At 40.4% G+C, this 12,221-nt stretch carries 10 protein-coding genes; 8 read left to right on the top strand and 2 right to left on the bottom strand.

Annotated features, from left to right (window positions below; all coding sequences use genetic code 11):
- The first annotated feature begins 182 nt into the window (after window positions 1–182).
- Window positions 183–1,613 carry a PAS domain S-box protein gene (locus tag AAHB15_RS10470; protein ID WP_335575461.1) on the top strand — a complete coding sequence of 477 codons (1,431 nt, stop codon included), beginning with the start codon at window positions 183–185 and terminating at the stop codon, window positions 1,611–1,613.
- Between the two features lie 82 nt (window positions 1,614–1,695).
- A complete protein-coding gene (locus tag AAHB15_RS10465) occupies window positions 1,696–2,328 on the top strand; it encodes a TVP38/TMEM64 family protein (protein WP_335575462.1) in 633 nt (210 codons plus the stop codon).
- Here the strand turns inward: AAHB15_RS10465 and AAHB15_RS10460 are convergent.
- Window positions 2,325–2,675, bottom strand: a complete 351-nt coding sequence (locus tag AAHB15_RS10460; protein WP_335575463.1) for a hypothetical protein — start codon at window positions 2,673–2,675, stop codon at window positions 2,325–2,327. The genes AAHB15_RS10465 and AAHB15_RS10460 overlap by 4 nt on opposite strands.
- A gap of 291 nt (window positions 2,676–2,966) precedes the next feature.
- Between AAHB15_RS10460 and AAHB15_RS10455 the strand changes: the two genes are divergently transcribed.
- The 5 genes from AAHB15_RS10455 to AAHB15_RS10435 all read left to right on the top strand — a co-directional run bounded on the left by AAHB15_RS10455 (window position 2,967) and on the right by AAHB15_RS10435 (window position 8,332).
- Window positions 2,967–3,329, top strand: coding sequence for a hypothetical protein (locus AAHB15_RS10455; RefSeq protein ID WP_342042346.1), 363 nt, complete (start codon window positions 2,967–2,969; stop codon window positions 3,327–3,329).
- 332 nt (window positions 3,330–3,661) lie between these two features.
- A complete protein-coding gene (locus tag AAHB15_RS10450) occupies window positions 3,662–4,678 on the top strand; it encodes an XdhC family protein (protein WP_335571542.1) in 1,017 nt (338 codons plus the stop codon).
- A 25-nt stretch (window positions 4,679–4,703) separates the two neighbouring features.
- Window positions 4,704–7,034 carry a xanthine dehydrogenase family protein molybdopterin-binding subunit gene (locus AAHB15_RS10445; RefSeq protein ID WP_342042345.1) on the top strand — a complete coding sequence of 777 codons (2,331 nt, stop codon included), beginning with the start codon at window positions 4,704–4,706 and terminating at the stop codon, window positions 7,032–7,034.
- A complete protein-coding gene (locus tag AAHB15_RS10440; protein WP_335571544.1) occupies window positions 7,021–7,857 on the top strand; it encodes an FAD binding domain-containing protein in 837 nt (278 codons plus the stop codon). The genes AAHB15_RS10445 and AAHB15_RS10440 overlap by 14 nt, the downstream gene beginning before the upstream one ends.
- Before the next feature lie 19 nt (window positions 7,858–7,876).
- A complete protein-coding gene (locus AAHB15_RS10435) occupies window positions 7,877–8,332 on the top strand; it encodes a (2Fe-2S)-binding protein (RefSeq protein WP_335571562.1) in 456 nt (151 codons plus the stop codon).
- Window positions 8,333–8,401: 69 nt separating this feature from the next.
- Here AAHB15_RS10435 and AAHB15_RS10430 read toward each other — a convergent pair whose 3' ends face one another.
- Window positions 8,402–10,471 carry a peptidoglycan D,D-transpeptidase FtsI family protein gene (locus AAHB15_RS10430; protein ID WP_342042344.1) on the bottom strand — a complete coding sequence of 690 codons (2,070 nt, stop codon included), beginning with the start codon at window positions 10,469–10,471 and terminating at the stop codon, window positions 8,402–8,404.
- 171 nt (window positions 10,472–10,642) lie between these two features.
- Here AAHB15_RS10430 and AAHB15_RS10425 point away from each other — a divergent pair, with 171 nt between their 5' ends.
- Complete coding sequence (locus AAHB15_RS10425; protein ID WP_335571546.1) at window positions 10,643–12,178, top strand: carboxypeptidase M32; 1,536 nt, start codon at window positions 10,643–10,645, stop codon at window positions 12,176–12,178.
- Window positions 12,179–12,221: the final 43 nt, after the last annotated feature.

Below are 12,221 nucleotides of genomic sequence, written 5' to 3'. Positions count from 1 at the left end.
TTAAAAAAGGATGTCTTAAAGCGTTATTACCGGCGGCGACATCCTTTTTAGTTTTCTAAAAATTAAAAAATTAGTACTTTATGAATTGCCCAATTCGCTATATACTTATAAAGTGTCTTTTTTTCTAAATGACAGAGACCTCAAAATATTGAAAAAATGGAATGGAATGGTTGGAGGTTTAGATGTTTAATTTAACATTGTTTCGAGCGGTTTTTTATCAATCCCGGATTCCGCAATTAATAAGTTCAATAGATTTAAACATGGTTCAATTTAATCCAGCGTTTTGCGAGTTTGTTGGTTATTCGCCCGATGAACTGGAAAAAATGTCAATGGAAAAGATTTCCCACCCTGATGATATGGCAGCTGATGCACAATTATTTGGAGAATTATTAGATCGAAAAAGGGATGAATATCAGCTGGAAAAGAGGTATATCCACAAGTCGGGAGAAATTAAAACGGGGGTATTAACAGTATCGAAAATACATGAACAATTGACGGGTGAAGAATATTTACTCGGTCAAGTTCTCGACATCACTGAGAAAAAACATATGGAGAACGCTTTAAAATATAGAGAGAAGAAATACCGGCTCCTTGCCGAGCATTCTTCTGACATCATCATGTTACATAAAGTTGATTTTTCCTGCCTTTATATTTCTCCTTCAGTTAAAACCGTACTGGGATATCAACCCGAAGAAATGATTGAAAAAAGTCCTCTAGAATTGATCCATCCTGATGACCTAATCGAATTAAGAAAACAGCAAATTTGTGACCATATTGAAGAAACGAAACTTATAACCTACCGTTGCCGCAAGAAGGACGGTTCTTTTATATGGATTGAATCAACGGTTAAGGCGCTAGTGTGTACAGAAACAGGAGAAGTGAAGGAGATTGTCACAGTTTCACGGGATATTGAGCAGCGGATGGAAACGCAGGACCGATTGCGAAAGTCCGAAAAATTAGCAGTGGTTGGACAAATGGCCGCCGCCGTTGCCCATGAGATTCGAAATCCATTAACACCTATCAAGGGCTTTATGCAGCTCTTAAATACGGAACAAGAAATGAATCCGGTTTATTTAAAAATTGTTTTGGATGAATTACAGCGAGTGGAGGCCATTATTTCTGAATTCTTAACAATGGCTAAACCACATACAAAAAAGTTGAGAATAGTTTTTGTTGACCAGTTAGTTAAACAGGTTGTACAACTATTACAGACAGAGGCTAAACTGGAGCAAAAAGGCTTGTATTTAGAAGTTGGCCAACCTATCCTTTCTATTATGGGTGATTCGAATTCCTTAACACAGGTGTTTCTAAATATCATCCAAAATGCCCTTGAGTCACTTTCTAAATGGGGGCAGGTTCATATAAGGGTCATGGCTGATAGTACGGGTGTGACGGTGAAAATTGAAGACAACGGTTGTGGCATCCCTAAAGAACGATTATCGAAGCTTGGCGAGCCGTTTTACTCGACAAAGGAAAGAGGGACTGGCCTTGGTTTAATGACCTGCTATAGGATTATAGAAGCACATCAAGGACGAATCGATATTGAAAGTGAAGAAGGGGAAGGGACAACTGTTACCATTTGGCTTCCTTATAGGACGGAAAAAAGTGAATAACCCCACTTGTTTTTATATCCCTCTTAAAGGTCGATTATTGATATTATATGATGGGTAATAATGTGAACGCGGAGGGGAATCCTTGCAAAAAAGAATTATCAGTATTTGTATTCTGCTCGTAATTATCGCGATCGGTTTATTTCAAAGAGATGTGTTGTTAGAAGTTGTTAAACATGGTGGCAGCTGGTCGATTATCGTCAGCATGATATTAGTTGCTATTTGTGTTTTCTTTCCTATTGTCCCTTTTCCTGTTTTGGCCGGTGTTATTGGTGCAGTATTCGGGATTACGCAAGGTGTATTTATATCTTTAACAGGGGCTATGGCCGGCACAATGGGTTTCTTTTATTTGAGCCGTTATGGTTTCAGAGATTGGGCTGAAAGAAAGCTGGCTTACTATTCAAAAATAAAAGAATATGAAGAGTTGCTAAACCGAAATTCGTTTATTGCAATTCTAAACTGCCGTCTTATCCCTGTTATTCCAGCACCAATAGTAAATATAATCTGCGGATTAAGTAGAGTAAAAGCGATTATTTTCTTTACAGCTTCACTAGTGGGGAAATTTCCAAATATCCTGATATTGTCCTATGCCGGCTTGCTTTTTAACAATAATAAGCTTTATTCCTTTGGGATTTATGGCTGTTATGTATTAATCATATTTTTTATAAATTTTGCGATTTTTTATCGCCGGTCTGCGAATAAAACTTCTCTTGATTAAATCGCTTGTTGCTGATTCAAGTCTTTTTGTTTATCAATCATGATGAATTCGTGGAAATAGCTTTTTAAAATAAGCCATTTTGCTGGATAAGTATAAATAAAATCTTCAACAGCCTGCAAGGAATAATAGATAAAATAGTCAAACGAGGTATTCTCTTTGCGCAAATCGTACAGCAGGGCATGAGGGACGGAGTAATAATCCTTCAACTGGTAAGGGTTCAAAGTAACAGCTTGGATATTTTGTTCGGCAAGATAATTTTTTATGGATTGTTCTTGTAAACTAACGCTTTCTTCCCTGGTTCGTCCATCGATGCTTATACGATCATTTATAAAATAAATACCATTCATACTAACCACCCTCTCAAAATTCATTGGTATTGTTATTGACAGGGATAGATAGAAGTATACGTATAGATAGAGAATGATGTTAAATAAGGTATCTGCAATCAATATGTGGGGTACAGCTATTTTTCTTATTTTTTCACTAAAATAGCATGATAACACCACGCATTTATTGGAAGTTTTGTTCCGAATGAAAACCTCTAAAAGTGCGAAATATAATCTTGGGTTGAAGGTTTAACCCGTTGATTCTTAAGGGTTTGTATTGCATCTGATATCCAAAAAATTGGAGGTAAATACATGAACACTCAACATACGATTACACACGTTAATCAATGCCGTCAACTCTCGCAGCAGCTTATCCAGCAAACACAGTTTAGTAATCAGCAATACCAGCAAATGCTGCAAAATGAGCAGCAGAATGTTCGTATGCTAGAGCAAATGCTGCAAAAAGAAAGAATGGCGGTTCAAACGATTCAACAAAGCTTACAAGGGCATGAGATGGCGATTCAACGCTGTCAAGAAGTTATTGCTCAGTGTAATCAATTGGAGAGAGAAATAGCGGGACAAATGGGGGCATTTGGATATCAAACAGTTACAAATATAAATCCTGCTTTTCAAACCCAAACATATCAACAACACCAATCTCACTCATTCCGTTAATTAGAAATAAGCGCGCACATTTCGATGTGCGTGCTTTTTTTTAGATAAAAAAAGGACCCGGCAAATACCGGGCAGGTTAAAACCTAATCTATATTAAGGGGGGCGGAGGTTAAAAAGGTTCTTTAAGAGAACCTTTTTATATCTTAATAGATAAATATGAACAAACTATGAAGGATTAGTTAATAGTTTAAGAAGGTTTTTAATAGATTATTTAAAGGGCCTATTTCGCAATATTTCCTCATTAATAAGTAAAGATTTCCATTCTAGAAATAGCTCACTGCTTAATATAAATAACAATAGGGAATTTATAAATCTAAAAGTGGGGGGAAAGTGTGGAGGATTTTTATCAAATTTTAGATGTTCTTGATTACCCTGAGGAAAAAGTAATAGCAACAATCATCGGTGTCAAAGGTTCTGCATACAAAAAAGAAGGTTCCTCAATGTTATTTTTTTCAGATGGAACTCAAATAGGAATGTTAACAGCCGGCTGCTTGGAAGAGGACCTGGCCTTAAAAGTAAGGGAGGTCTTTAAGAAACAAGAGGCGATAATTCTCCAATACGATATGTATATGGAGGATGATTTGGATTGGGGGCAAGGAGCTGGCTGCAATGGCACAATTGATATATTAATCGAACCGGTCACCGAGCAATTAACAGAGGATCTTCTTATGGTTAAAGAACTTCTTAGCCAGCATAAGCCTGTTATTGCTTTAAAAAAGCTGGATGATCTCGGGGAATATGTATTTATCGAGGAGGATGGGGAGCCGTTTGGAAACTGGTCGGGTCCGCTCCCGACAATCGAGTTTACTTCTAAAAGCGGCAGCATCACACGGGATGGCTCGCCAGTCTTTCAACAAACGTTTTATCCTAAGCCGCGCTTAATTATCTTCGGTGCAGGACCAGATGCAAGACCACTTGTCTCATTAGCGGCTGAAATCGGTTTTTCAGTAGTGGTTTGTGATTGGCGGGAAACATTTTGCTTGAAAGAACATTTTCCTTCGGCAGCCAAAATTCTGCAAGGTTTTCCTATCGATCTCCTTCAACGGATTTCCTTTTCACCCTATGATTTTGTGGTCATAATGACCCATCAATTCAAAAGAGACCAAGAATTGTTGAAGAGAATCCTAAATAAAAATATTCGATACTTAGGTGTTTTGGGACCAAGAGAACGAACCAGGAGATTGCTAAATAGCGAGGACATTCCGAGAGGGATATTTTCACCAATGGGTGTGGCAATAGGTGCAAAGGGTCCTGTTGAAATAGCGGTTAGTGTAATGGCACAAATGATTGAAGTATGGAGAAAACCGTTGCACGAAAGAATAGAATTGCTTTGGACCATTCCAGATTAGCAACAAAGTGTTAGGAGGTTGAACTGTGGAGGTTATTGGGAAAAGTGTTATCCGCAAAGATGCACTTGAAAAGGTGACGGGTCGAGCAAAGTATACCAACGATTATTATACAAATCCAATGCTGTCCGGAAAAATGGTCATCAGTCCCTATGGTCATGCAAAAATCGTCAATATTAACACAATTGAGGCATCCCAAGTCCCCGGTGTCAGAGCGATCCTTGCTGGCCAGCATTTCCCATTAACAGGTGAGGCTATCAGGGATCGACCGCCAATAGCCGTTGATAAGGTTCGGTACCATGGTGAACCTGTGGCACTTGTTGTCGCAGATACCCCTGCCCAGGCAAAAAAGGCCGCAGACTTGATAAAGGTTCAATATGAACTACTTCCGGTCGTCAATTCGCCAACCCAGGCATTTAAAGAAGGGGCACCGCTGGTCCATGAAGGACTTGGAAACTATGATAAAGATGAAGATTCCCACCCTGTTCCGGGGACAAATATCGCCACCCTTATTAAAATACGTAAAGGGAATATAGAAGCCGGATGGGCAGCGAGTGAAATCGTAGTCCAAGAAAGCTTTTCCTTTGCACCTTCCGATCATGCCGCCATGGAAACAAGATGTGCAACCGCCGAAATCAAGCCGGATGGAACAATCATGATTATGACCTCATCACAGGCTCCATTTATGGTCAAACAGCTTATCGCCAATTACTTTAAGGAGGATATTGGCAAGATTGTAGTCCAAACACCATTGGTTGGCGGAGCCTATGGGGGGAAAGCGGCTGTACAGCTGGAGGTCCTTGCATACCTTGCTTCTAAGGCGGTCGGAGGAAAGCCAGTCAAAATATTAAATGATCGGGAACAAGATATCATCACTTCTCCGTGTCATATCGGACTAGATGCCACTATTAAACTAGGGGCAGACAGGAAGGGGAAAATAACAGTAGCTGAAATTCAATATTTATGGGATGGCGGTGCTTATTCAGATAAGGCAATCGATGTAACGCGGTCAGGAGCCGCGGATTGCACAGGGCCTTATAATATTGAAAATGTGTGGTGTAATTCCTACTGCATGTATACCAATCATCCGTATGCCTCTCCATTTCGGGGATTCAGCCATTCGGAGTTGTCATTTTGCATTGAACGCACAATGGATATCCTTGCTCAAAGATTAAATATGGACCCGTATGATCTTAGATATATCAATGCGATCATGCCAGGTCATACCACCCCCACTAGGGTTAAGCTGAATAAAAGCAATGTTGGTAACCTGCAAAAATGCATTCAGAAGGCCCGAGAGTTAATTAAATGGGATGAAGGAGCCATAAAGGAAATAGATGAACGATTTGTTCGAGTAAAGGGAGTAAGCTGCAGCTGGAAAACCACAACCATAGATCCTAACGCTCCATCAGGGGCAATCATTACCTTCAACCGCGATGGAAGTTTAAATTTAATGTCTGGCGTTATTGAGATAGGGACAGGGACAAAGACCATCCTTGCTCAAATCCTCGCCGAAAGGCTAAAAATGGACATAGATAAAATCCATGTCCGAATGGAGGTAGATACGCAAACCACACCAGAACACTGGAAGACCGTTGCCAGCCGCGGGACTTACATGGGTGGAAGAGCGGTCCTAAATGCAGCGGAGGATGTAATTAATCAGTTAAAAGAGGTCGCCTCTTGTGTCCTTCGGGCCCCAAAAGAGGATATTGAAGTTGCTAACAGCCGTGTCTTTTTGCGGGATGACCCTACCATCGGTCTCGATTTTAAAGATGTCGGCTACGGTTATCAATATCCAAACGGAAATGCTATCGGAGGGCAGATCATTGGCAGAGGAAAATTTATTTTACGACACCTGACACATTTGGATCCCGAAACAGGAGAAGGAAAGCCCGGTCCAGAATGGACTGTTGCGGCATATGGGGTTGAAATTGAATTAGATAAAAGAGACTATACGTACCGGCTGTTGAAAGCATGTACCGTGGTGGATCTTGGCAGAGTAATGAACGAAAAAGCCGCCCTTGGTCAGGTAATGGGGGCGATGAGCATGGGATTGGCCTTTGCCGGCCGTGAAACCTTTTATTTTGATGAGTTAGGAAGGGTCTTGAATCCTCAGCTCAGAACCTATAGACCGCTAAGATACGGAGAGCATCCTGAATACCTTGTCGGTTTTGTTGAAACTCCACAGCTAGACGGCCCATATGGAGCCCGCGGTGTCGGAGAGCATGGACTACTGGGGATGCCAGGGGCGCTGGGGAACGCATTATCACTCGCTGCAGGTGTATCGCTTCGGAATCTTCCGCTCCTTCCGGAATTAATCTGGAGGGCAAAGGAGGCATCCCATCATGCTCCCCTTTGATTTTGAATATTATCGTCCAGAAACATTAAAGGAGGCTGTTGATTTATATCAAAAATTAGATCAACAGGGGAAGCAGCCGTTTTATTTTTCTGGAGGGACTGAATTAATAACACTTGGAAGAATTGACTTAGCATACACGGAGGCTGTTATTGATATCAAAGGAATTCCTGAATGTAATATTATGCAAGTTTCTGGAGACCATTTATTGCTCGGCAGTTCACTCACTTTAACGGGTTTAGAAGAAGCTGGTCTCTTCCCGCTATTAACAAAGACATCCAGTGAAATTGCAGATCATTCAGCTCGCGGGAAGATTACTTTGGGGGGCAATATTTGCGCGCGGATTTTTTACCGGGAAGCGGTCCTGCCCTTTTTACTAGCCGAAAGCATGGTCTTGATAATTGGAACTGAGGGAAAAAAAATGGTGCCAATTAATGATGTGTTTCAAGGTCATTTACGTTTGAATAAGGGAGAATTTTTAGTTCAAACGGCTACGGAAAATCGTTATATACAGGCCCCGTACTTTACGGTTAAACGAAGGCAGCAATGGGAAACTGGTTACCCGTTGATTACGTTAGCAGCCTTAAAAATCAATCAAAAAATTCGGGTAGCGGTCAGCGGTTTATGCCCATTTCCGTTCCGGTCGCCCGCTGTGGAGGAATCGATCAATGCACGGGGGAATTCGATTGAAACAAGGGTAGAAGGAGCCCTTAATGCATTGCCTCAGCCTATTTTAGATGATATAGAGGGTTCCAGTGAATATCGTTTATTTGTCCTGCGGAATTTGCTGTTGGATGCGTTAGCAAACCTAGATAGGGAACAGTAATAATAGGGAGGAGAAGGCCCTGAGATCCTATTCCATAACATTAGATGTGAATGGTGAAAGTTATACTTTGTTGGTGAGTCCAGCTGATACTCTTTTGTATGCCCTACGAAGCTATCTCGGCCTGACTGGTGCAAAGCCAGGCTGTTTAAATGGGGACTGCGGTGCCTGTACAATTAATATTGACGGATGGCCGATGAAGTCCTGCTTGATGCTGGCTGTCGAAGCGGCTGGGAAAAAAGTGACGACAATTGAAGGACTTCATGAAACAGCAATACAAAAAGCGTTTATTGAAAATTTTGCTTTTCAATGCGGCTATTGTACGCCAGGCTTTATAATGAATTGTCACTCGTTAATCGAGCAGCATCCCGATGCTGATGATGAAACGATAAAGGAATGGCTGGAATCAAATATTTGCCGATGCACAAGCTACGCTGAGATTGAAAAAGCTGTCAAAACAGTGTTGCGGAAGAGGTAAGCATTGGTTAGTTTGTTTAACCGATTGATGCTTTTTCCAAAAGGTCAAATAGGGTGCGATGAATGCACCCTATTTGCCTTTCATTCGAAAATACGTATCCAATACACGACGGCCAATTTTAAGATTTGCTCGATTATCCTCTTTGCCGTCGTATGCCCATGGAACTATAACGGCCATCGCCACCTCTGGATTAGAACTTGGAGCATAACTCACAAGGCTTAAATTCATAACAGGCGGTGGTTCTTTGCCAAAACGACTACGCATTGGCCCATCATAAAAGGCCTGAGCGGTTCCTGTTTTTCCGGCAGGAGAGTATCGGGCACCTTCGAAAAACTTGTAAGCAGTTCCGCCAGGTTCTTGCATTACTTTTTTAAAGCCTATTTGCACGCGTCTAAGCCATTCTTTTTTTACATCAATCGTATTAAGGACGGTAGGGTTAATATCTTTCCATACAGGCCCCAGCGTCTCTCCATCACGCGCAGGTTCTCTGATTTGTTTAACGATATGCGGCTGCATTCGGCAGCCCCCATTGGCAATCGTTGAAACATATTGGGCTAGTTGCATGGCTGAATAGGTATCATATTGTCCAATTACGAGGTCAAGTAAATATCCCGGCAGCTTACTTTCACCCTTAAAACCTGTCTGCTCATTCGGTAAATCAATTCCAGTCCTTGTTCCTAAACCGAATGAGGCAAAAGAACTCCTTATCGTTTCAAAAGCCATTTTATTGGTAAAATTCAGGGGTTTGTCATATTCATAATGCCCTTTGCCAATCCTTATAGCGGTATGGAACATATAAACGTTAGACGACTTTTTTAAGGCATTAATTTCATTTAACCGACCTAAATAAGTATAGGATTTTTTAATAGGCGTACCTTTGATTTTGATCCCTCTATCATCAAAATAAGTATTAGGTGAAATGGCTCCTGTCTTATAGCCGGTTAATATGGTAGCTCCTTTTACAGCTGACCCTACGCTATAGGTTGTCGTAAAGGTTCCCAGGGCATCATCCATCATTTCGGTTCTTCCAGTTTTTGAGTCTTTTACGATTTTCCTTCCTGACATGGCCAGTACATCACCAGTTTTAGGATCCATTAATACCACATAAGCTCGGTCGGTTAAACGTGTACCAGGCCATCTTTTCGCTGCCCAAAGCTCTTCGTCAATAATTTTATTAACGGCTATCTGCAAATCCATATCGATGGACAAAACAAGGTCTTTTCCTTTATTACCTGGTAACACTGTTTCGGTTTCAATCACATTGCCTTCTTTATCGGTAATGTTTTTCACCTTTGATTTATTACCTTGCAGGACATCCTCATATTGCGCCTCTAACTGGCTTTTCCCAACCCTGTCATTACGGCTATAACCTCTAGCAAGAAAATAATCTAATTGGTCAGCGGGGAGTCCATCCCCTGATTTGGTCACGTTACCTAAAACAGACCTTAACGTATTTTCAAAGGCATAGGAACGGTCCCAATCAGTTGTAGTTTCAACACCAGGGAGGGATTGGAGATTCTCACTTACAACGGCAAATTCCTTCTCAGAGACGCCTTCGTTTTTAACGATTACTGGTATAAATTTAACGCCTTTGCTGAATTCCCTATAAATCGCTAACATCTCCAGATCTTTTTCTGTAAGTCGATTTAATTCTGCCGCAGTGATCCTGTCAAGTTTTAATTGATAGAGGTCAATATCTGTAAGTTTCTTGGCACGATACAAAGCTTTTTCTTGCTCGGTAATTTTTGCGTTAACCTGCTCGGGGTATTTCATCATCCAATAGTCCCGTTTATCTCTTTCGGTAACCATATCTGTTTTTTTCTCGATGAGATGCGCTAATTTTTTAGCTGTTTGCATCATTTCTAACTGACTAAAACCTATATTAGTAAAGGTAATCGCACTTTTTGGAATATTATCAACAACGACCCGGTAATCCCGGTCATAAATTTTCCCCCTTGGGACAGGATTACTTACAGTTATGTCTTCCTTTCTCTCCAAATCTCTTTTGAAGTTTTCTCCGTAAACAATTTGGACAAAACCAAGTCTTAGTATCAAGATGGAAAATAGAAAAAACACACTAAAAAAAAGCATATTTAAACGAAAAGGAAAATGAGATTTTTTCTTTTTCTGATTTTCCAAGTTGGCAGCACATCCTTTTTTCCAAATAGTTTCCTTTTCTTAGTATGCCTATTAGAAATAATAGGTACAACCAAAAGTAAAGAAAGTAAGTATTTCAAAACTTTACCATTATTTGAATTTTTACTTTATAATAAATGAGATGCTTTAGTTATCAGGTAAGGGGGTCTAAAAATGGCGGAGAAAGTGGTTCAACCATCATCATTGCAAAAGGCAATGGAACAATTTAAACTTCTAGACGAGAAAATAACGCATTACTCAAGTATCTTAGGTTTAGCAGATTGGGATCAAAAGGTGATGGCACCGAAAAAAGGCCGGAACGTTTTTGCCAAAGCGACTGGAACATTACGAACCGAAATCTTTCAACTGTCGGTTTCACCAGAAATGGGCCATTTGTTAGAAACGCTAACTTTAGAAAAACATTATTCTCAATTGGATCAAGTGACTCGGGCAAAGGTGCGGGAATATAAGACGTATTATCAAAAATCTAAAGCCATACCCGCTGATCTTTTCAAGGAATATAGTATTTTAACTGCTCAGGCAAATGATGCTTGGGAGGATGCAAGAGAAAACAATGATTTTGCCAGCTATCTGCCTTTTTTAGAAAAAATCATTGACTACAAACGCCAATTTTCGAAAATATATGGTTATAATGAACACCCATATGATGCTCTGCTCGATGAGTTTGAGCCAGGATTAACGGTGAAAAGATTGGATCCTTTATTTGCAAAATTACGGGAATCTAGTGTGCAATTATTAGAACGAATCAGAAAAAATGGCCAGCCTACAAAAGTGAAAGTGTTCGATCAATCATTTGAAATTGAAAAACAAAAGGCCTTTAATCGGTTTATTTTACCACTGATTGGTTTTGATATGCAGGCAGGCAGACTTGATGAAACCGTCCACCCGTTTGCGCAGACCGTTAATATTGGGGATGTCCGATTAACAACACGATACTTAGAAAAAAATGTCCGTTCGGCATTGTTTGGGACGATCCATGAAGCAGGACACGGTATATATGAGCAGCATGTCAATCCTAATTATGAAGAAACCGTGCTGCAAAGTGGGGCATCCTTTGGAATTCACGAATCACAATCAAGATTTTTAGAGAATATGATAGGACGCAGCCGGGAATTTTGGCATTTCTTTTTTCCAAAGCTTAAGGAGTATTTTCCAGAGCAATTGAAAGATGTGACTGTTGAGGAATTTTATCGTGCGGTTAATACCGTTCAGCCATCCTTGATCCGTGTGGAGGCTGATGAACTAACCTATAACCTGCATATCATGCTGCGCTATGAAATTGAAAAAGCCTTAATCGGCGGGGAGATTGAAGCTAGGGATTTACCGGCGATTTGGAATCAGAAAATGATGGATTACCTAGGGATTTCGCCTGGGACTGATACAGAAGGGGTCTTGCAGGATGTGCATTGGTCATTCGGCGGAATCGGCTATTTTCCTTCGTATTCATTAGGGAATTTATATGCAGCTCAAATTCTCCGCGCGATTCAAAAGGACATTCCGGATCTTTACAGCAATATTGAAAAGGGCAAGTTTAAGATTATACAAGAATGGTTGAAGGAGAATATCCATCAGTATGGAAAACTCTATACACCAAATGAGTTAATCGTTAAGGTAACAGGTGAGGAATTAAATGCAGATTACCTGATCGATTATCTGGAGAAAAAATATGCAGAGGTATATTGCCTATAAAAAACGTTGACATTTTTATTACAGTTTAGTATATTAATAGTAA

It is taken from the genome of Bacillus sp. OTU2372, from assembly GCF_038440275.1.
Lineage (GTDB): Bacteria > Bacillota > Bacilli > Bacillales > Cytobacillaceae > Neobacillus > Neobacillus bataviensis_B.
This window is presented reverse-complemented; position numbering and strand designations above follow the sequence as displayed.

Excerpts from the sequence above, each read along its gene's own strand:
- AAHB15_RS10470 (WP_335575461.1), top strand. The coding sequence starts at position 183 with ATGTTTAATTTAACATTGTTTCGAGCGGTTTTTTATCAATCCCGGATT.
- AAHB15_RS10460 (WP_335575463.1), bottom strand. The coding sequence starts at position 2,675 with ATGAATGGTATTTATTTTATAAATGATCGTATAAGCATCGATGGACGA.
- AAHB15_RS10455 (WP_342042346.1), top strand. The coding sequence starts at position 2,967 with ATGAACACTCAACATACGATTACACACGTTAATCAATGCCGTCAACTC.
- AAHB15_RS10440 (WP_335571544.1), top strand. The coding sequence starts at position 7,021 with ATGCTCCCCTTTGATTTTGAATATTATCGTCCAGAAACATTAAAGGAG.
- AAHB15_RS10425 (WP_335571546.1), top strand. The coding sequence starts at position 10,643 with ATGGCGGAGAAAGTGGTTCAACCATCATCATTGCAAAAGGCAATGGAA.